Annotated in this window: 23 protein-coding genes and 2 tRNA genes; 16 read left to right on the forward strand and 9 right to left on the reverse strand. The window is 72.3% G+C overall.

The window, feature by feature from the left end:
• The first annotated feature begins 17 nt into the window (after positions 1-17).
• The 3 genes from dnaG (at position 18) to AB0A74_RS08075 (ending at position 3214) form a co-directional block, all read left to right on the forward strand.
• Positions 18-1910: a DNA primase gene (gene dnaG / locus AB0A74_RS08065; protein WP_358248135.1), complete on the forward strand. Its 1893-nt coding sequence runs from the start codon at positions 18-20 to the stop codon at positions 1908-1910.
• Positions 1907-2410, forward strand: coding sequence for a hypothetical protein (locus AB0A74_RS08070; protein WP_358248136.1), 504 nt, complete (start codon positions 1907-1909; stop codon positions 2408-2410). The genes dnaG and AB0A74_RS08070 overlap by 4 nt, the downstream gene beginning before the upstream one ends.
• A gap of 63 nt (positions 2411-2473) precedes the next feature.
• The gene (locus AB0A74_RS08075; RefSeq protein ID WP_358248137.1) at positions 2474-3214 is read left to right on the forward strand and encodes a trans-aconitate 2-methyltransferase; all 741 of its coding nucleotides are present in this window, start codon (positions 2474-2476) and stop codon (positions 3212-3214) included.
• A 72-nt stretch (positions 3215-3286) separates the two neighbouring features.
• Here the strand turns inward: AB0A74_RS08075 and AB0A74_RS08080 are convergent, their stop codons facing one another.
• Positions 3287-3520 (reverse strand): hypothetical protein, encoded by a 234-nt coding sequence (locus AB0A74_RS08080; RefSeq protein WP_358248138.1) that lies wholly within the window; start codon positions 3518-3520, stop codon positions 3287-3289.
• A 138-nt stretch (positions 3521-3658) separates the two neighbouring features.
• On the opposite strand from AB0A74_RS08080, the gene AB0A74_RS08085 reads away from it, so the two are divergent.
• From AB0A74_RS08085 to AB0A74_RS08105, 5 genes are all read left to right on the forward strand, one after another.
• A tRNA-Asn gene (locus AB0A74_RS08085) sits at positions 3659-3730 on the forward strand.
• A 119-nt stretch (positions 3731-3849) separates the two neighbouring features.
• On the forward strand, positions 3850-4695 hold the full coding sequence (locus tag AB0A74_RS08090; RefSeq protein ID WP_358248139.1) for an oxygenase MpaB family protein: 846 nt from the start codon (positions 3850-3852) through the stop codon (positions 4693-4695).
• A gap of 85 nt (positions 4696-4780) precedes the next feature.
• Positions 4781-4858: transfer RNA gene (locus AB0A74_RS08095), tRNA-Ile, on the forward strand.
• A 30-nt stretch (positions 4859-4888) separates the two neighbouring features.
• Positions 4889-5326 (forward strand): hypothetical protein, encoded by a 438-nt coding sequence (locus AB0A74_RS08100; RefSeq protein WP_358248140.1) that lies wholly within the window; start codon positions 4889-4891, stop codon positions 5324-5326.
• 72 nt (positions 5327-5398) lie between these two features.
• The gene (locus AB0A74_RS08105) at positions 5399-6622 is read left to right on the forward strand and encodes a pentapeptide repeat-containing protein (RefSeq protein ID WP_358248141.1); all 1224 of its coding nucleotides are present in this window, start codon (positions 5399-5401) and stop codon (positions 6620-6622) included.
• Between the two features lie 13 nt (positions 6623-6635).
• Here the strand turns inward: AB0A74_RS08105 and AB0A74_RS08110 are convergent, their stop codons facing one another.
• The gene (locus tag AB0A74_RS08110) at positions 6636-7451 is read right to left on the reverse strand and encodes an NAD(P)H-binding protein (RefSeq protein WP_358248142.1); all 816 of its coding nucleotides are present in this window, start codon (positions 7449-7451) and stop codon (positions 6636-6638) included.
• Positions 7452-7555: 104 nt separating this feature from the next.
• On the opposite strand from AB0A74_RS08110, the gene AB0A74_RS08115 reads away from it, so the two are divergent.
• On the forward strand, positions 7556-7921 hold the full coding sequence (locus tag AB0A74_RS08115; RefSeq protein ID WP_358248200.1) for a helix-turn-helix domain-containing protein: 366 nt from the start codon (positions 7556-7558) through the stop codon (positions 7919-7921).
• Here the strand turns inward: AB0A74_RS08115 and AB0A74_RS08120 are convergent.
• Positions 7911-8252: a helix-turn-helix domain-containing protein gene (locus AB0A74_RS08120; protein ID WP_358248143.1), complete on the reverse strand. Its 342-nt coding sequence runs from the start codon at positions 8250-8252 to the stop codon at positions 7911-7913. The genes AB0A74_RS08115 and AB0A74_RS08120 overlap by 11 nt on opposite strands.
• A 90-nt stretch (positions 8253-8342) precedes the next feature.
• On the opposite strand from AB0A74_RS08120, the gene AB0A74_RS08125 reads away from it, so the two are divergent.
• Positions 8343-9194: an NAD(P)-binding domain-containing protein gene (locus AB0A74_RS08125; protein WP_358248144.1), complete on the forward strand. Its 852-nt coding sequence runs from the start codon at positions 8343-8345 to the stop codon at positions 9192-9194.
• Here the strand turns inward: AB0A74_RS08125 and AB0A74_RS08130 are convergent.
• Positions 9181-9753: a hypothetical protein gene (locus AB0A74_RS08130; protein ID WP_358248145.1), complete on the reverse strand. Its 573-nt coding sequence runs from the start codon at positions 9751-9753 to the stop codon at positions 9181-9183. The two genes, AB0A74_RS08125 and AB0A74_RS08130, sit on opposite strands and share 14 nt — an antisense overlap.
• Before the next feature lie 188 nt (positions 9754-9941).
• On the reverse strand, positions 9942-11030 hold the full coding sequence (locus tag AB0A74_RS08135) for an LCP family protein (protein WP_358248146.1): 1089 nt from the start codon (positions 11028-11030) through the stop codon (positions 9942-9944).
• A gap of 55 nt (positions 11031-11085) precedes the next feature.
• Between AB0A74_RS08135 and AB0A74_RS08140 the strand changes: the two genes are divergently transcribed.
• The 3 genes from AB0A74_RS08140 to AB0A74_RS08150 are packed head-to-tail and all read left to right on the forward strand — an operon-like array spanning position 11086 to position 13420.
• Positions 11086-11490, forward strand: a complete 405-nt coding sequence (locus tag AB0A74_RS08140; RefSeq protein WP_358248147.1) for a DUF6542 domain-containing protein — start codon at positions 11086-11088, stop codon at positions 11488-11490.
• Positions 11442-11576 (forward strand): hypothetical protein, encoded by a 135-nt coding sequence (locus AB0A74_RS08145; RefSeq protein WP_358248148.1) that lies wholly within the window; start codon positions 11442-11444, stop codon positions 11574-11576. The genes AB0A74_RS08140 and AB0A74_RS08145 overlap by 49 nt, the downstream gene beginning before the upstream one ends.
• Positions 11573-13420: a glycosyltransferase gene (locus tag AB0A74_RS08150; protein WP_358248149.1), complete on the forward strand. Its 1848-nt coding sequence runs from the start codon at positions 11573-11575 to the stop codon at positions 13418-13420. The genes AB0A74_RS08145 and AB0A74_RS08150 overlap by 4 nt, the downstream gene beginning before the upstream one ends.
• 124 nt (positions 13421-13544) lie before the next feature.
• Here AB0A74_RS08150 and AB0A74_RS08155 read toward each other — a convergent pair whose 3' ends face one another.
• Together AB0A74_RS08155 and AB0A74_RS08160 are read right to left on the reverse strand one after the other, a co-directional pair.
• Positions 13545-13736, reverse strand: a complete 192-nt coding sequence (locus AB0A74_RS08155) for a ferredoxin (protein WP_358248150.1) — start codon at positions 13734-13736, stop codon at positions 13545-13547.
• Positions 13733-14932, reverse strand: coding sequence for a cytochrome P450 (locus AB0A74_RS08160; RefSeq protein WP_358248151.1), 1200 nt, complete (start codon positions 14930-14932; stop codon positions 13733-13735). Before AB0A74_RS08160 ends, AB0A74_RS08155 begins: the two co-directional genes overlap by 4 nt.
• 185 nt (positions 14933-15117) lie before the next feature.
• Between AB0A74_RS08160 and AB0A74_RS08165 the strand changes: the two genes are divergently transcribed.
• From AB0A74_RS08165 to AB0A74_RS08175, 3 genes are read left to right on the forward strand one after another with little or no spacing between them, the layout of a single operon-like run.
• Positions 15118-15990, forward strand: coding sequence for an ABC transporter ATP-binding protein (locus tag AB0A74_RS08165; RefSeq protein ID WP_358248201.1), 873 nt, complete (start codon positions 15118-15120; stop codon positions 15988-15990).
• Entirely contained in the window at positions 15987-16841 is an 855-nt protein-coding gene (locus AB0A74_RS08170) for an ABC transporter permease (RefSeq protein ID WP_358248152.1), read from the forward strand. The genes AB0A74_RS08165 and AB0A74_RS08170 overlap by 4 nt, the downstream gene beginning before the upstream one ends.
• Positions 16838-17077 (forward strand): helix-turn-helix transcriptional regulator, encoded by a 240-nt coding sequence (locus AB0A74_RS08175; protein ID WP_358248153.1) that lies wholly within the window; start codon positions 16838-16840, stop codon positions 17075-17077. The genes AB0A74_RS08170 and AB0A74_RS08175 overlap by 4 nt, the downstream gene beginning before the upstream one ends.
• Before the next feature lie 44 nt (positions 17078-17121).
• Here the strand turns inward: AB0A74_RS08175 and AB0A74_RS08180 are convergent, their stop codons facing one another.
• Both AB0A74_RS08180 and AB0A74_RS08185 read right to left on the reverse strand, forming a co-directional pair.
• Complete coding sequence (locus tag AB0A74_RS08180) at positions 17122-18270, reverse strand: macrolide family glycosyltransferase (RefSeq protein WP_358248154.1); 1149 nt, start codon at positions 18268-18270, stop codon at positions 17122-17124.
• Positions 18271-18404: 134 nt separating this feature from the next.
• Positions 18405-18983, reverse strand: coding sequence for a TetR family transcriptional regulator (locus AB0A74_RS08185; protein ID WP_358248155.1), 579 nt, complete (start codon positions 18981-18983; stop codon positions 18405-18407).
• Between the last annotated feature and the right edge of the window lie 5 nt (positions 18984-18988).

Here is an 18988-nt window from a genome sequence, read left to right on the forward strand (position 1 = left end):
CACTAGACTCGGTCGACGTGGCAGGACGAATCCGGGACAGCGACATCGCGCTGGTGCGGGAGCGCAGCCGGATCGACGACGTGGTGGGCGACCACGTCTCGCTGCGCCGCGCCGGCGGTGGCGCGTTGAAGGGGCTGTGCCCGTTCCACGACGAGAAGTCGCCGAGCTTCAACGTCCGCCCCTCGCACGGCACGTTCCACTGCTTCGGCTGCGGCGAGGGCGGCGACGTGATCGCCTTCGTGATGAAGATCGAGCACCTCGGCTTCGTGGAGGCGGTGGAGCGCCTCGCCGACCGCGCGGGCATCCAGCTGACCTACGAGGGCGGCGGGGCGACCGTCCAGCGCGACCGGGGCACCCGGTCCCGGCTGCTGGAGGCGCACCGGGCCGCCGCCGAGTTCTACGCCGAGCAGCTCGCGTCCCCGGAGGCGGTGCAGGCGCGGGAGTTCCTGGCGCAGCGCGGGTTCGACGAGGCCGCCGCGCGGATGTTCGGCTGCGGGTTCGCCCCCGGCGGCTGGGACAAGCTCACCAAGCACCTGCTCGGGCGCGGGTTCGAGCTGACCGAGCTGATCAAGGCGCAGCTGACCAAGGAGGGCCGGCAGGGGCCGATCGACCGGTTCCACCGCCGGTTGCTGTGGCCGATCCGCGACCTCGGCGGCGAGGTCGTCGGCTTCGGCGCGCGCCGGATCTTCGACGACGACCCGATCCAGGCCAAGTACCTCAACACCAGCGAGAGCCCGATCTACAAGAAGTCCCAGGTGCTGTTCGGCCTGGACCTCGCCAAGCGGGAGATCGCCAAGCGCCGCCAGGCCGTCGTGGTCGAGGGCTACACCGACGTGATGGCCATGCACCTGGCGGGCGTGCCGACGGCGGTCGCGTCGTGCGGCACGGCCTTCGGCGCGGACCACATGACCGTGCTGCGCCGCCTGTTGATCGACGACGACCTCAACGGCGAGGTGATCTTCACCTTCGACGGCGACGCGGCGGGCCAGAAGGCGGCGCTCAAGGCCTTCGAGGGCGAGCAGCAGTTCTCCGCGCAGACCTACATCGCGATCGCGCCGGACGGCATGGACCCGTGCGAGTTGCGCCAGGCCAAGGGCGATGTCGCCGTGCGGGACCTGGTCGCGCGCCGCACCCCGCTGTTCGAGTTCGCGATCAAGACCCAGTTGCTGGCCTACGACCTGGACTCGGTGGACGGCCGCGTCGAGGCGCTGAAGAAGATGGTGCCGTTCGTCGCCCAGATCAAGGATCGCGCCAAGCGGGACGGTTACGCGACCAAGCTCGCCTGGTGGGTGGGCTGGGACGACGAGGCCACCGTGGTCAAGCGGGTCCGCGAGGTCGCCAACGGGCGTGCTCCCGCGAAGGGCCGGCCGCGGCCGGTGGACCCGAACCAGGGCGCCCTGGCCGTCGAGGTGGACGGCCCGACCCGGCCCGACCCGCGCGACCCCCGGCTGTGGCACCAGCGCGAGGCCGTGAAGTCCGCGCTGCAACTGCCGGAGATGGCCGGGCCGTACTACGACTCGCTGCCCGACGAGGCCTTCACCCACCCCGTGTACCTGGCGCTGCACCAGGCGATCCGCGAGGCGGGCGGCGCGTCCGGCGGCCTGTCCGGGCCGGCGTTCGTGGACGCGGTGAGCCGCAACTGCCACCAGCAGGTCGTGCGGTCGGTGCTGACCGAGCTGGCCGTCGAGCCGTTGCAGGTGCGGGCGGAGGACGAGTACCGGTACGTGCAGAGCGTGCTGACCCGGTTGCAGCAGCTGTTGGTGGCCGCGCAGATCGTGGAGATCAAGTCGCGGCTGCGGCGGGTGTCGCCGGTCGAGGAGGCCGACGAGTACCGGGCGCTGTTCGGCGACCTGATCGCGTTGGAGGCCTACCACAAGGAACTCGGCGAGCAGGCGGTGAGCGGGCTGTGAGGGGTGTGCTGCGGCGGCTGTTCGGGTCGGGCGCGCCGGCCGGGTTCACCGGGGTGTTGGAGCGCGACGAGCACGTGCTGGCGTCGGCGGTGGTCGGCGACGGGTTCCTGGTGGCGACCTCGCTGGGGCTGTGGCTGCCCGGTCCGCGCCGCGTCGGGTGGCACCTGGTCAGCAAGGCCGTCTGGCGCGGCGGCGCGCTCAGCGTGGTCGAGGCGGTCGAGGAGGGCCACGCCGGGGACGCCGTGGTGCTGCGGGACCTGGACCCGGTGCGGTTCGCGCTGGAGTCGCCGGGGAGGGTGCCCGAGGTCGTGCACGCGCGGGTGACCGGGTCGATCAAGGTCAGCGAGCGGCGGGACGACCTGCGGGCGTGGTTCGTGCAGCGCAAGGTGCCCGGGTCGGGGCTCGTGCTCCAGTTCCGGCCGGACGCCGGCGCGGACACCGAGCAGCTGCGGGGGATCGCGGCGGAGGTGGCCCGCAAGATCGCCGCCCTGCGGGGCTAGCCCTCGCTAGCAGTACAGGCGTACGGTGTCCGTACGTCCGTACTGTTATTCGGGGGTGCCTCCATGTGGGATCCGGCCAAGTACCTGGCGTTCACCGACCACCGCGCGCGGCCGTTCCACGAGCTGGTGGCGCGCGTCGGGGCGTGGTCGCCGCGTCGGGTGGTCGATCTGGGGTGCGGTCCGGGGAACCTGACCGTGACGCTGGCCGAGCGGTGGCCGGCGGCGGAGGTCGAGGCGCTGGACTCGTCGCCGGAGATGGTCGCCGAGGCGCGTGCGCGGGGGTTGGCGGCGCGGGTCGCGGACGTGGCCGCGTGGCGGCCGGCCGAGGACACCGACGTCGTGGTGACCAACGCGGTGCTGCAATGGGTGCCGGGGCACGAGGAGCTGCTGCGGCGGTGGGTGGCCGAGCTGCCGTCCGGGGCGTGGCTCGCGATGCAGGTGCCGGGGAACTTCGCGGGGCCGTCGCACGAGATCGTGCGGGAGTTGGCGGCGGAGCTGTGCCCGCACGTGGAGCTGCGCGAGTCGCCGGTGCTCGACCCGGCCGGGTACGCGGAGGTGTTGGGCGCGGCCGACGTGGACGCCTGGGAGACGACCTACCTCCAGCGGCTCACCGGGGCGGACCCCGTCCTGGAGTGGATCACCGGCACCGCTCTGCGGCCCGTGCGCGCGGCCCTGGACGACGTGGCGTGGGCCGGGTTCCGCGAGCGCCTGGCGCCCCTCCTGCGCGCGGCCTACCCGCAGCGGGCGGACGGCACGACGTGGTTCCCGTTCCGGCGGGTGTTCGCGGTCGCGCACGTCCGCTGACGCCGAGACGCCCGCCGGGCACCTTGGGGGTGCGCCCGGCGGGCGGCGGGTCCTCGACCGGTGGCCGAGGGGTCAGGCCCGGGGGATCACCGGGTCGCGGCGGTGGCCGTTGGCGTTCGAGGTCTGGCGGGGCTTCCCGAAGCCGGTCTTCTCGCTCACCTTCGCGCGGACGATCCCCGCCGCGCCCTGGACCGCCGGGTGGTCGGCGAGGGAGCGGTACGCGCGGACGATCTGGTCGTACCGCTCCCGGCCGGCCCGGGCGCCCAGGACGTAGCCGACGGCCGCGCCGAGCAGGATGCCCTTCATGAGGTCTCCTCTCCTCCCATCGTGCCTGGTCACACCCATCCTGCCGGAAAAGGGAGGGGGGTGTTCGCAAGCACTCTTCCGCATGCGCTAGAGTTACGTCCTGTCGGGCCGAGAGGCCCGGCCGAGACAACCGAACATTCCCCCATAGCTCAACGGCAGAGCATTCGACTGTTAATCGAAGGGTTACTGGTTCGAATCCAGTTGGGGGAGCGCGATGGCAGCCCCAGGTCACCTGACCTGGGGTTTCGTCGTCTCATGGGTCAGGGGTACCCGCGCGTCACCCGTTTGTCACACGTTCGGGGCCGGTTTCTGCCGGCAGGCTTCGCCCCATGCCGGACCGCTTCGCCAACCGACGCCTGATCGAGTCACTTGACCCCGAGCGCGACCACCAGCGCATCATGCGGCTGTCGTCGGGGTACGAGTTCCCGTGGGACTACGTGCGGTCCCTTGAGTTCGCCCTGTTCAAGACCTACTGCGTGCCGTCGATCTCGCGGTTGCTGGCCGAGACGGGCGAGTTCGAGCACCGACCGCAGCAGCGCTACGACGACACGGCCCTGCTCATGGCCGAGCTGGTGGACCACGGCTACGACTCGCCGCGCGGCAAGGAGGCGCTGCGGGTGGTCAACCGGCTGCACGGGCGGTACGACATCGACAACGACGACATGAAGTACGTGCTGTCCACGTTCGTGTACGAGCCGATCGACTGGCTGGACCGGTTCGGCTGGCGGCCGTTGACCGAGCAGGAACGGCTGGGCGCGTACCACTTCTACCGGGCCGTGGGCGACCGGATGGCGATCAGGGGCGTGCCGGACACGTACGAGGGGTTCCGGGCGTTCAAGCGGGAGTACGAGGAGAGCCGGTTCCGCTACAGCGACACCAACCGGCGGATCGGCCAGTACACGCTGGACCTGTTCTGCTCCTGGTACCCGCTGCCGCGCGCGTGGACGTCCACGGCCGTGCGGGCGATGCTGGACGACCGGATGATCGAGTCCTTCGGCTTCACCCCGGCCCCGGCGCTGGTGACCCGCCTGGCCCCCGTGGCGCTGCGCCTGCGCGCCCGAGCCGTCCGCCACCTCCCACCCCGCCGAACCCCGCGCCTGACCAACGACCCGGACAACCGCACGTACCCCGGCTACCCGACCGGCTACCGCCCGTCGGACCTCGGCGCCCCGTAGCGGCCGGCACACAGCTTGGTCACGTGCTGCCGGGTTGCTGAGACGCGGGGGCGGCTGATCTGTACTCTCCTGAACCGCACGTCAGGGGGCTGTAGCTCAGCTGGTCAGAGCAGCGGACTCATAATCCGTCAGGTCGTGGGTTCGAACCCCACCGGCCCCACCAGGCACGGCTCGGTAGAAGGGCGGTTTCCGGATGGGTCACCCGCGGAACCGCCGGCGCTCGCGCGCGCTGGCCGTGCTGCTCGGCGTGCCGTTGGTGGTGGGCGGCCACGAGGCGTTCGCCCGGGACTCCGCGGAGCCGCCGAGCCGGGCCGAGGCCGAAGCCGTGCTGGACGAGGCGGTCCGCTTGGCGCGGTCCGGTGACCACCTGGGCCTGTGCCGGTTCCTTGCCGCCGCCGACGCGACTTGCCGCAACCTGCTCCAGAGCGCCCGGAACATGGGCCGGGAACCCGGACAGACTCGGCCGGAGGTCGTCGGGGTCCGGCGGACCGCCCGTCAGACCGTGCTCCACCTGCGGGGAGTCCTGGCCGACGGCAGCGGTTTCACCAGCGACTTCGGTGTCATCCGCGACCACCGGGGGCTGCGCGCCGGCACCCCGGTCTACTGGGCGGGCGTCACGATCGCCGGTTGACGTGCCACGATCGAGGTCCTAAGCGGACTGATTCCTCCGTAGCACGGTGCCGCGTACCGCGATATCTCTTGTGTGAGCACATCCCGACGGCCCGCGATCGCGGTACGCCACCCGCGTCGCGCTCGGCGCGCCACCGGACGCGCCCCTCGGGAGGCGTCCGGTGGGCGTGCGCGCACGGCCGGACGGCTGGCCGCTGTCACCCAGGCCGTCACCGCGATCACCGCGGTCGGCGCCGTGGTCTTCACCGGGTTGTCGCTCAACGCCACCCGTGACCAGGTCGCGGCGGCGCACCGGCAGAACGCGGTCGCCGAGCAGAGCCAGTTCACCGAGCGCTACACCGAGGCGGTCGACCAGCTCGGGCAGCAGGGGCCCGATGGGGTGCAGGCCCGACTCGGCGGCATCTACGCCCTGGAACGGCTCGCCCTCGACTCGCCGCGTGACCAGCCCACGATCATCGAGGTGCTGTCGGCGTTCATCCGCACGAACACCACGGTGTGCCCGGAGGTGGTGGCCGCCGACATCCAGGCCGCGTTGAGCGTGCTGGGCCGCCGTGATCCCACCAAGGACGCCGGCACCAGGGTTGACCTGACAGGGGCGTGTCTGGCCGGAGCGCGGCTGAAGGGCGCGAACCTCGCCGCCGCCGACCTCTCCGACACCGACCTCTCGCGGTCCACCCTCGTCGGCGCGGACCTGCGTCGCGCCGACCTGGAACGCGCGGTGCTCACCGGCAGCGACGCCACCCACACCCGGGTGGACGGCGCGGTGCTGCGCGGGGTCGTGGCGCGGGGCGTGCGGTTCGGTGGAGCCGGCCTGCGTGGCGCGGACCTGGCGGCGGCCGACCTGAGCGACGCCGAGCTGGAAGGCGCCGAGCTGGCCCACGTCGACCTCCGCGGGGCGAAACTCAGGTCCGCCCGCCTCACGGGGGTGCCGATGCGCGGCGCGACGCTCGCCGACGCCGACCTCGCCGACGCGCGGCTGAGCTACGCGGCGCTCGACGGGGCCGACCTCGCCCGCGCGAACCTCAGCGGGGCCGACCTCTCGCGGGCTTCCCTGCGCGACGCGGACCTCACCCGCGCGCACCTCGTGCGGGCGAACCTGGCCGGTGCGGAACTGTGCGACGCCAACCTGATCGTCGCCGACCTCCAGGACGCGCGGCTGTTCCGCGCGGACCTCAACCGCGCCGACCTCACCGACGCCAACCTGCGCGGTGCGAACCTCACCGGCTCCCTGCACGACGCCGGAACGGTCGTGCGCCGGGTCGGCGCGGACGTCACCACCATCGGCCGCTGGTGGTGACGGTCTTCGCCGGTTACTTGAACGCCACCACGTTGCGCCGCACCCAGTCCCCGAACGGCCGGGCGGGGCGGTCCAGTACCGACTCCACGTCCGGGCTCACCGACTGCTCCAGGGGCGTCGGGGTGCCGAGCAGGTCCAGGGTCGTCTCCACGACCGGTTCCGGCATGTGCCGCAGCATCCCCGCCTTCGCCTCCGCCCGGCTCAGTTCCACGAACTCCACCGGCTCGCCCAACGCCTCACCGATCGCCGCCACCTGCTGCCGGGGCGTGATCGCCGCCGGACCGGTCAGGACGTACGACCGGCCGGCGTGGGACTCGGAGCGCAGCGCGGCCGCCGCCACGTCCGCGATGTCGGACGTGTGGACCACCGGCAGGGCCACGTCGCCGAACGGGGCGGCGGCCGTGCGGGACGTGCTGATGGGGTGCGCCCACTGGAAAGCGTTGCTGGAGAACGCACCCGGTTGCAGCACCGTCCACTCCAGACCCGACGACCGCACCGCCTCCTCGATGCCGTCCGGGTGCCTTCCGGTCGCCACGCCCTGCGACGAGAGCAGCACCACCCGGCGCACGCCCGCCGCCCGGACCACGTCCACCACGTCCCCGAACGCCGCGCCGGAACCCAGGTAGTCCGGGGACGTCAGCAGGAACACCGCCGACGCGCCCGCCAGCGCCGGCGCGAGCGACGCCGGGTCCGTCAGGTCCGCGCGGTGGTGGGGGACGCCGTCGAGGCCGGTCCCGCGGGACACCGCCACGACCTCCTCGCCCGCCGCCACCAGGGTCTCCACCAGGGGCCTGCCCACGTTGCCCGTCGCCCCGGTCACCACGATCATCTTCGACTCCCTCGAACGTCCTGGATCTTCCGAGGGGCGAAGCTACTATCCTGGGGTTAGTAGGTACCTAGAGGAAAGTGACGGGTGAAGTGACCGGGAACACACTGCGCGGCGACGTCGCGCCCGAACTCGCCTGCCCGATCGCCCCCGTCGTGGACCTCGTGTTCAGCCGGTGGACCACGCCGATCCTGTGGGCGCTCAACGAGTTCGGCCGGCAGCGGTTCGTGGAGCTGGAACGGCGGATCACGACCATCAGCCCCAAGGTGCTCACCCAGCGGTTGCGGCAGTTGGAACGCGACGGGCTCGTCACCCGCACCTACCACGCCGAGGTGCCGCCGCGCGTGGAGTACGAGATCAGCGACCTCGGGCGCAGCCTCGCGCCGCTGTTCGCCACCATCGCCGAGTGGTCGGTCAACCTCGACGCCGTGGAGCGGGCGCGCCGCGACTACGACGCCCGGGTCAAGCGTTAGCCCGCAACGACTCGATGCGCGCCCGGTGCCGGGTGCCCCACGCGCCCAACGGCCCCAGCGCCTCGTTGAGCGACCGGCCGAACTCCGTCAGCGAGTACTCCACCCGCGGCACGATCTCGTCGTACTCGTGGCGCGTCACGATCTCGTCGGCCTCCAGCTCGCGCAACTGCTCGGTGAGCACCTTCACGCTCACCCCGGGCAGCTCCCGCTTCACCTCGCCGAACCGCTTGGTGCCCGTGGACAACGCCCACAGGATCAGCACCTTCCACTTGCCGCCGACCACGTCCAGCGCCGCGTCGATCCCGCACACGTAAGGCCGCTTCCGCACCACCGCTGAACCGCCCCCCGGTTACACAAAGGTAAGTGGTCACCATTTTGTGCGTACTTGATCAGTCTAAGCGCCCGCGCCGACGATGAAGCCGTGACCAACGAACGAGAGAAGGTGACCGTGCTGGGCCTCGGCCTGATGGGCACGGCACTCGCCACCGCCTTCCAGCGCGCCGGGCACCCCACGACCGTGTGGACCCGATCGGACCGCCCCGGCCCCGAAGGCACGACCCGCGCGCGCACCGCGGCGGAGGCCGTCGACGCCGGCGCGATCGTCGTGGTGTGCGTGCTCGACTACCGCGCCGTCGAACAGACCCTCCCCGCCGACCTCACCGGCAAGGTCGTCGTCAACCTCACCACCGGCACCCCGGACCAGGCGCGCGAGATGGCCGCCGAGGTCGGGAAGCGCGGCGGGCGCTACCTCGACGGCGGCATCATGACCACGCCGCCCGCCGTGGGCACACCGGCGGCGACGATCCTCTACTCCGGCCCGGCGGACCTCTACGCCGAGCACGAGGACGTCCTCCAAGCGCTGGGCACCGCGACCTTCGTCGGCGAGGACCCCGGCTTCGCGGCGCTGTTCGACACCGCGCTGCTGACGATCATGTACGCCGCCCTGACCGGCTACCTCACCGCGACCGCGCTGGTGGACCGGGAGGGCGTGCCGGCCAAGGCGTTCCTGCCCATGGCGCAGGGCATGCTCGGCACCGTGGCGTCGTTCCTGCCCGCGATGGCCGACCAGGTGGACAGCGGCGACTTCACCAGTCGGGAGGCCCGGCTGGACATGCAGATCTCCGCCGCCGACCACCTGGTCCACGCGACCCGGGACCGCGGCGTCGACGCCACGCTGCTGACCTACGTGAAGAGCCTCATCGAACGGGCCGTGGCGGCCGGGCACGGCGGCGCGGACTACCCCGCCGTGATCGAGGTGCTCAGGAAGGGGTGACCGCGCCGGCGGCGGCCGGCGCCGCGGCTTCGGCCTGGGCGCCCACCGGGACGAGTTGGCACTGCGTGAGGTTCACGCGGTCGCCGAGGTTCTGGCCCACGTAGTAGGCGGGGCTCACGAGGGTCTCGTCCCACACCGCGCCCGCCGGGCCGCCCTTGTAGTCGTTGTAGAGCAAGCCGTCCACGATGGCGAACCGCGCCGTGTACGCCGACGCGCGGTAGTACCAGAACGTCGCCTTGAGGGCCAAGTGGTTGCCGTCGGCGCGGATCAGCCACTTCGACCAGCCGCGCTCGTCGGTGTCCTCCAACTTGAACTGGCAGGCGTTCTCCAGCCACGTGCGCATGCAGATGTAGTCCCAGAAGGACGTGCTCGGGTTCGGGCCGACCGGGTGGAAGTAGCCGAACGCGTTGGTGCCGTCCTGGGTGAGGAACTGGGCGCGGAAGTAGTACCAGGTGTCGGCGTCGGCCACGGTCAACTGCCCGGCGGGCAGGTCGAGGGGTTCGCCTTCGGGGATGAACGGGCGGTCGTTCTCGGACGGGGATCTCTGCTGGTCGGACATGGGACTCACCTTTCGAACCGGCCTGGCGGAGAAGGCGCGTCGAAGTCGGTGGCGCGGACGGCTGTTCGCCGGGGAGCCCGCGCCACCGGGCGTCCTTCGAGGTGGTCCACGAAGAGTGCGCGCGCGCCCCGGCCGGAGCAAGGGCGCGGACCCGTTGTCACCCGGCCGTGGCGGTGGGCGGTGTTCCGCTAGTCCACACAGGGGATGCCGTCCGCCGGTGGTGGCGGAGAGGGCTTGGTCGTGGTCGGTTTCGACGCCGTCGTGGACGGCTTGGGCGCGGTCAGGCGACCCAGCGTGATGCCCACGGCGGTGTGCATCGCCTCCCGCCCGTCGGCCTCCGGCGTGCCGGTGATCGGCAGGGTGGTGAACCGGACGCCGGTGACCCGCCGGGCCACGTCCAGCACGTCCCAGCCCTCGGAGAGCACGACGTTGCGCTTGGCCACGTCCACCACCGGGCCCAGGGCGGCCAGGCCCTGCTCGCGGACCCGGAGCAGCACCGACTTCAGGAACGCCTGCTGCCGCCGGGTCCGGTCCAGGTCGCCGTGGCGCAGGCCGTGCCGCTGCCGCACGAACGCCAGCGCCTGCGCGGCGTCCAGCCGCTGCTTGCCCGCCGGGAAGTCCGCGCCGGAGAACTCGCGGTCCGCGGTCGCCGCGTTCAGGCACACGTCCACGCCGTCCAGCGCCTCGGCCAGGTGGTAGAAGCCGGTCAGGCTCAGCTCGGCGAACGCGTCCACCGGCACGCCCAGGAACTCCCGCACCGTGGCCACCTGCGCCCGTCGCCCGGCCTCGCGGCCCAGCCACTCCAGCTCCGCCGCGTCGTGCCCGCCCTCGGCGACCAGCCGGCGTTCCTCGTCCTCCTTGGCCCGCCCGTAGGCCTCCTTGATCTTCTCCCGCGGCGTGCCCTCGACGCCGTGCAGCACGGCGTGGTTGTCGCGCGGCACGGACATCGCCGTCGCGGGCGACCCGTCGTCCGGGATGTGCACCAACATCAACGTGTTCGCGTTGTAACCGCCCCGGTCCACGTCACCCGCGTGCAGCTTCTCCAGCACGTCGTCCGGCGGCGGGTTGCCGTCCAGGTCCCGCCGCGTGGTCAGGCCCATGAGCAACACGTTCAGCCCGTCCTCCGAGCGCGGGGCGTCCGCCGGGATCGCCCGCGACCGGCGCAGACCCGTGTCCAGATCGTGATAAGTGGTCCAGGCCACTCCGGACCCGGCCAACACCGCCACCGCCAGCGCGATCCACGCGATCCGCGCCACCACCAGTGAGAACTCCCGCACCGACAACACCCCCCGTCGCGTAGCCTATGGCCGTTCAGACGCTGGGGGGCGCACGGTGGTTGACCGGATCTCACACCTGCCGAGTCTCGCCGCGCTCGCGGTGGCCGGGGTGTTCGCGGGGATCGGCGTCTGGGTGGACGGCGAGCAACCCGGGTGGCTCTTCGGCGTCTTCCTGGTGGTCGGCTCGGTGGTGGCGGCGGCCGTCGTGCGGCCCGTGGGGCTGTGGACGGTCGTCCCGGCGCCGCCGGTGCTGTGCGCGGCGCTCGTGGTGGGCGGGGCCGCACTGGGTGGGAAGTCGTTGCGGGAGTTGGTGATCTCGTCCGCGCCGCTGGTGGTGCGGGCGTTCCCGTCGATGGCGGCGGCGGTGGCGGCCGGTGTCGTCGTCGCGGTGGTGCGTGTGGGGGGAACGTGGTGGCAAAGCAGGTCTTCGTCGACGAGACGGGCAGACGCCGGGGGCTGATGGGTGTGGTCGGCGTCGCGGTGGCGGCGTCGTTGCTGGGGTTGGCGTTGGTGATCCTCGCCACCGTGGTGGGGCAGGCGGGGTGAGGTCGCACTGGATCTCGCTGCTGGTGGGGCTGGCGTTGTTGTTGGGGGCGTTGAGCTTCCACGCGTACGCGACGGCCGTGCCCCCGGCCTCGCCGCGGGCCGCGGCGCCGGCCGAGCCGGTGCCGGCGGGCACGGTGGCGCTGGTCTTCCACGGCGGCCCGGACCCGCGGTACACGCCCCGGTTGCTGGACCGGTTGGCGGCGCGGAAGGCGCGGGCGACGTTCTTCGTCGTCGGGTCGGCGGTCAACCGGCACCCGGAGCTGGTGCGCCGCATGGTCGCCGAGGGGCACGAGGTCGGGGTCGGGACGTTCCGCGCCGGGCCGGACTCCTCGTGGGACGGCGCGTTCAGCCGGGCGGCGCTGGCGGCGGTCGCCCCGGTCCACACCGGACTGTCCGAGGCCGATCCGGACACGGTCGACGTCGAGGTCCGTGACCCGGAGGCGATCCTGGCCGCCACGGACGTCGGCCGGGTCGTGCGGCTGCACGTCACGAGCAGCGCGCCCGGGGTGGTGGACCTCCTCGCCGACCGGTACCCGGGGCACCGGTTCGTCGGGCTGGGCGCGGCGACCGGGCGGGGCGAGGTGGTGACGGCCGGGTTCGGGCAACGGGTGACCGGGCACGCGCTGGCGCTCGCCCAGCGGCACGGCGGTGCGGTCGTGGTCGTGCTCGGGGTGCTGAGCGCGATCGTGGCGGTGCTGGCGTTGCTGCGGACCGTCATGCAGCTGGGGTTGGCGCACACGTCGCGGCGGTTGCGGCGGGCCGACGCGGTGGTGGACGTGGAGCACGCGCCGCCGGTGTCGGTGGTGGTGCCCGCCTACAACGAGTCGGCCAACATCGTCGCCGCGGTGACGTCGATCGTGGCGTCGCGGCACCCCGCCCCGGTCGAGGTGGTGGTGGTCGACGACGGGTCCACCGACGGGACCGCCCGGCTGGTCGAGGACCTCGGGCTGCCCGGGGTGCGGGTGCTGCGGCAGGAGAACGCCGGCAAGCCGGCGGCCTTGAACGCGGGCATCGCCGCGGCGCGGCACGACGCGCTGGTGCTGGTGGACGGCGACACGGTGTTCGAGCCGGACACGGTGAGCAAGGTCGTCCGGCCGCTGGGCGTGGACGGCGTCGGCGCGGTGTCGGGCAACGTGAAGGTCGCCAACCGCGGCGGGGTGTTCGGGCGGTGGCAGCACCTGGAGTACTGCGCGGGGTCCAACCTGGACCGGCAGATCCTCAACGCCCTGGGGTGCCTGCCGACCATCCCCGGCGCGATCGGGGCGTTCCGGCGGGAGGCGCTGGCGGAGGTCGGCGGGATCAGCGCCGAGACGCTCGCCGAGGACACCGACGCGACGATGGCGATCACCCGCGCCGGGTGGCGGGTGGTGTACGAGCCGGGGGCGCGGGCGTGGACCGAGGTGCCCACCGGCGTGCGCGGGCTCTACCGGCAGCGGTACCGGTGGTCGTACGGGACGTTCCAGTCGATGTGGAAGCACCGCGCGGCGCGGGGGCGGATGGGTCGGCTGGGGCTGGCCTACCTGCTGCTGTTCCACGTGGTGCTGCCGTTGCTCGCGCCGGCGTTGGACGTCTTCGTGGTCTACGGGGCGTTCATCGCGGACGCGCCCTGGGCGCTGGTGGTGTGGGCGCTGTTCCTGGTGATGCAGACGGTGAGCGCCGGGTACGCGTTGCGGCTGGACGGCGAGTCGCTGAAGCCGTTGTGGACGTTCCCGCTGCAACAGCTGGCCTACCGGCAGCTGACCTACCTGGTGGTGGTGAAGTCGCTGGTCACGGCGTTGCACGGGACGCCGGTGCGGTGGCAGTCGGTGGGCCGGACCGGCTTGGCCGAAGTGGGCACGCGCTAGCCGAGGCGGCGGCGACCGGCCGGACCGCCGGGGGCGATGACCGGCCGGACCGCCGCCGGCCGGCGACCCCGGCCGGACCGCCGGGAGCCCGGGACGCGGTGTGCGCCCCGGGCCCCGGTCGTTCCTACTCGATCACCTTGATGGCCCCCGCCGGGCACAGGTGGGCGGCCTCGCGGGCCTCCCGCTCGTGCCCTATCGGTTCGGCGGTCAACAGGACCACCGTGCCGTCGTCCTCCGACTGGTCGAAGACCGCCGGGTCGGTCAGGGCGCACATGCCCGAACCGGCGCAGCGCTCCGGGTCCACCTCGATCCTCATGAGAACGCCACCGGCAGCTTGTGCACGCCGTAGATGGCCATGTCGTCCCTCATCGGCACCTCCTCCGCGGGCACCGCCAGGCGCAGGTCCGGGAACTCCCGGAACAGGGCCGTGAAGCCCACCCGCATCTCGATGCGCGCCAACTGCTGGCCCAGGCACTGGTGCACACCGTGCCCGAACGCCACGTGACCCGTCGCCGGGCGGTGGATGTCGAACTCCTCCGGGTGGTCGAACTTGGCCGGGTCCCGGTTGGCCGTCGGGATGTGGATGTTGACCGAGTCCCCCGCCTTGATGGTGACGCCGCCCAGCTCGACGTCCTCCAGCGCGACCCGCGTGGTGCCGAACTGGACGATGGACAGGTAGCGCATCAGCTCCTCGACCGCGTTGTCGACCAGGGACGGGTCGGCCTTCAACGCGGCCAGCTGCTCCGGGTGGTTCAGGAGCGTGAGCGTGCCGATGCCCAGCATGTTCGCCGTCGTCTCGTGGCCGGCGACGAGCAGGAGGAGCCCCATGTTGGCGACCTCCTCGTCGGTCAGCTCGCCGGTCTGGACCAGGCCGGTGAGCATGTCGTCGCCCGGATCGTCGTGCTTGCGCCGCACCAGGTCGGCGACGAAGTCCTCGATCCGCTCGAACGCCGCCCTGATCTCCTCGAAGTCGTGGGTCAGGGTGAACGACGTCCGGGTGTCCCGCTGGAACGACTCGCGCTCCTCGTAGGGCACCCCCAGCAGCTCGCAGATCACCATCGAGGGCACCGGCAGCGCGAACGCCTCCACCAGGTCCGCGCCCGGGCCCTGCGCCCGCACGTCGGCCAGGTGTTCGCGCACGATGGCCTCGATCCGGGGGATGAGCTGGTTCATCCGCCGGACGGTGAACTGGCCGGTCAGCAACCGGCGGTACTTGGCGTGCTCCTGGCCGTCCATGTTGATGAACATGCCCGGCTTGGCCGGCGGCTGCGGCGGGATCGGCTTGCCGCCCACGCGGATCGGCGAGCGCTGGAGTTCCACCCGGTTGCTGAACCGGTTGTCCGCCAGCACCTCCCGCGCGAGCGCGTGGGTCGTCACCAGCCAGCCCAGGTGGCCGTCCGGGAACGAGATCCGGGTGATCGGCTCGCTCTCGCGCAACACCCCCAGTGCCGCGGGCGGGTCGAACGGCGAACTGCGCGTGGTGGGCAGTTCGGGGTACAGCGTTTCGGTCATCTCGCACACCTCCCAGTGCGTCAGGGACCTACTTCGCAAGCTACAGAAGATTCACGAACCCGTGAAGTAAATAAGCCGTAAGTGAATCGAGCTAGTACGAGCCGTAGTACATGTGCTACAAATCGCCCGACAACTTCGACAGGGGGAGGTGGCCGGCCTTGGTCATCGAGGTGCGCGACCTGCGGATGCGCTACGGCACCGCGGACGTGCTGCACGGGGTGGACTTCGCGGCCGAACGCGGCGAGGTGGTCGCGCTGCTCGGGCCCAACGGGGCGGGCAAGACGACGACGATCGAGATCCTGGAGGGCTTCCGGATGCGCTCCGCGGGGCACGTCCGGGTGCTGGGCGTGGACCCGGCCAAGGGGGACGAGCTGTGGCGCGCGAAGCTGGGCGTGGTGCTGCAGTCGTGGCGCGACCACGCCCGCTGGAAGGTCCGCGAGCTGCTGGACCACCTCGGCCGCTACTACGCGCCCTACGGCACCCCCGACCGGACCCGCCCGTTCGACACCGACGAGCTGATCAAGACCGTCGGCCTGGAGGAGCACGCGCACAAGAAGTCCGGCAGGCTCTCCGGCGGCCAGCGCCGGCGGCTGGACGTGGCGATCGGCATCGTCGGCAAGCCGGAGCTGCTGTTCCTGGACGAGCCGACCGCGGGCTTCGACCCGCACGCCCGCCGCGAGTTCCACGACCTGGTGCACCGGCTGTCCGACCTGGAGGGCATGACCATCCTGCTCACCACCCACGACCTGGCCGAGGCGGAGAAGCTCGCCGACCGCATCCTGGTGCTCGCGGGCGGGCGGATCATCGCCGACGGCAGCCCCGACCAGCTCAGCCGCCAGGTCGAGGGCCAGTCCGAGGTGCGCTGGACGCAGGACGGCACGCGGCACGTCCACGCCACTGACGACGCGACGGCGTTCGTGCGCACGCTGCTGGGGCAGCACCCCGCCGGCATCTCGGAGCTGGAGGTGCGGCGCAGCACGTTGGAGGACACGTACCTGGAGCTGGTGCAACGGTTCGAGAGCGGCCAGATGGCCGGCCGGGAGGTGGCGGCGCTGTGAACCCGACGACGCACGCGGTCCGACTGGGCTTCCAGCGCGGCTGGACGGAGTTCCGCCACTCGCTGGGCAGCTCGGACCAGGTCTACAACCTGTTCATCGCCATCGCCTACACCCTGGTGCTGTTCTTCCAGCGCGACTCGAAGGTGGACGGCACCACGCTGTCCCTCGCCGCGCTGTCGCTGCCCGGCATGATCGGCGCGTCGGTCGCGTTCGGCGGCCTGGTCGGCCCGGCCGGCCAGCTCTCGCTCAACCGCGAGGACGGCACCCTGCTGCGGGCCAAGGCCGTGCCCAACGGCATGGTCGGCTACGTCGTCGGCCGGGTCGTCCAGACGTCGCTGGACATCTTCTTCGGCCTGGTCGTCGGCATCCTGCCCGCGCTGATCCTGATCCCGGACCTGACCGACGCGGGCCTGGCCGGGTGGCTCGCGGTGCTGCCCGTGCTGCTGCTGGGCCTGGCGGCGACCCTGCCGTGGGGCGCGATCGCGGGGTCGATCGCCAAGAGCCCGCAGGGCGCGATGGGTTTCACGATGTTGCCGATGATGGGGGTGGTCGCGATCTCGGGCATCTTCTACCCGATCCACGCGTTGCCGGGGTGGCTGCAGGGCCTGGGCCAGGTCTTCCCGGTGTACTGGGTGGGACTGGGCGCGCGGTCGGCGCTGCTGCCGCACGAGGCGGCGGCGGCCGAGATCGGCGGGTCGTGGCGGACGCTGGAGATGGTGGGCGTCCTGGGGGTGTGGGCGGTGGTCGGGTTCGTGCTCGCGCCTACGATCCTGCGACGGATGGCCCGCCGCGAGTCGGGCGCGGACATGGAGCAACGCCGGCAAGCGGCGTTGCAGAGGGGCATGGGGTGAGCGAGACCGTCCACAACCGGATCGCGATGCTGCGCGCGGAGCGCGGCGTCTCCCGCCGGCAACTCTCCGAGGCCCTGGGCATCCACTACCAGACCGTGGGCTACCTGGAGCGCGGCGAGTACAGCCCGAGCCTCTACCTCGCGCTGCGCATCGCGCAGTACTTCGAGGTGCCGGTGGAGGTCGTCTTCTCCACCGACCCGTTCCCGAGGTTGGGCAGCGGCGAGCGATCCGCTTGAGACGGGCGCACCCGCCGGCGGTGTCGCCGGCGGGTGCGCGTGCGTCACCCCAGCATCGACTCGACCACGTCGGCCGCCGCGGTGGTGCCGCCGGCGTGCCGGATCTCCTCCCGGATGGCGGCCAGGCGGCCGGCAACGGCGGGGTCCTCGACCAGTCCGGTGACCGCCGCGCGCAGCGACTCGACGCTGACCCGCTCCATCGGCAGGTAACGGCCGACGCCCAGCTCCACCAGCCGCATGGCGTTCATGTGCTGCTCGCCGATGGTGGGCACACCGACCATCGGCACCCCGTGGAACAGGCCTTCCATGGTCCCGCCCATGCCGCAGTGCGTGATGAACGCGGTCGCCTTGGACAGGACGTCCAACTGCGGCACCCACGGGTGCAGTTCGACGTTGTCCGGCACCTCGCCCAGGTCCTCAGGGCGGACGTGCCGGCCGATGTTCATCACGACCCGCCAGTGCGTGCCGCCGAACGCCTCGACGCACGTCCGGTAGAACGCGGGCTCGTCGGTGTAGGCCGACCCGAGCGAGACGAGCAGCACCGGGCGGTCGTCCGGGCGTTCCCACGAGCCCTGGAACGAGCGGTCGCCGATGCACGGGCCGACGAACGTGTACTTGTCGGGCACCGAGTCGCCGTTGAGCTGGAACGACCGCGGGATGCTCACCACCGCCCGGTCCGGGTGGCCGACGAACGTCCGCGCGTCGGTCGGCTCGCCCTCGGCGGTCAGCCAGTCCTGGATCTCGGCGAAGACCGCCTCCACCTCAGGCGTGTCGTACAGGTCCTTCATGTCCTCCTCCCAGCCGTCGTAGGCGACGAACGTGGGGGAGAACTGGACCGCCGGCACGCCCCACCGCCGCGCGAGGATGCGGGCGGGCCACGCGCCGATGTCGTAGACGACCAGGTCCGGGCGGTCGGCGTCGTAGCGCTGTTCCAGGACCGGGAGCAGGGCGACCGCCTCGGCGAGGAACAGCCGCATGGCCGGGGCCATGTCGGTCGGCCACTGTTCGTCGGAGGTGGGCAGCGTGGTCGGGTAGCGGACCGGCTGCGCTCCGGCGTGCTCGACCGGGTCGGTGAACCCGGCCGGGACGGCGTAGGTCACGCGGTGGCCCCGGGCGATCAGTTCGGTCACGACGGGCAGCGTCGGCGTGATGTGCCCGTGGCCGGGGATGTTGAGGAAAGCGATGTGGGACAAGGTGTTCTCCAGGATTCCGGGTACGGCTCGGGACCCCCGCGGCGCGGGGGCGGGCGGCGCGAGCCGGAATCAGAGGTAGAAGACCTGGAATCCCCACATGGGAACCACGGTAGCGGGCCGGTCGAGTGGTTTCCTCAGCTCCCGAACACGCCGCGCAGAGCGGTCCGGATGGCGTCGGTCAGTTCGGCGCGGGACTCGGGACCGCCCGGGGTGGGCGCGTTGAGCGCTCCCGCGCCGACCAGGCGGTCGAACAGGAGGCCGTCCAGGAACGCGACCAGCGCGCGGCCCTGGCGCTCGGCGTCCGGCACGCCGGCCCGTTCGAGCATCCGGCGGGCCATGTCCCGGGCCTGCGCGCCGTGGGCGAGGATGCCGCGCAGTTCCGGGTGGTGGGTGGCCTCCAGCAGGCACGCGTAGCGCGCGAGGGTGCGCTCGCGGCCGGTGGTCATCCACGCGTCGAGGACGCGGGCCATGCCCGCGGACAGCGCGTCGAGGTCGGTCACGTCGACCAACTCGGCGACCTCGGCGGTGTCCTGGTCGGCCAGCCGGCGCACCACGCCCTCCACCAGGGCTTTCCGCGTGCGGAAGTACGCGGACGTCGAACCCTGCGGCAGGCCGGCCTCCGCGTCCACGGCGCGGTGGGTCAGGCCGCGCATGCCCCTGGTCGCCACCACGTGCACGGCCGCGTCCGCGATGAGCGCCACCCGGTCGGACAAAGTCG

Origin of the sequence: Saccharothrix sp. NPDC042600, assembly GCF_040647305.1 — a bacterium.
GTDB classification, from domain to species: domain Bacteria; phylum Actinomycetota; class Actinomycetes; order Mycobacteriales; family Pseudonocardiaceae; genus Actinosynnema; species Actinosynnema mutabilis.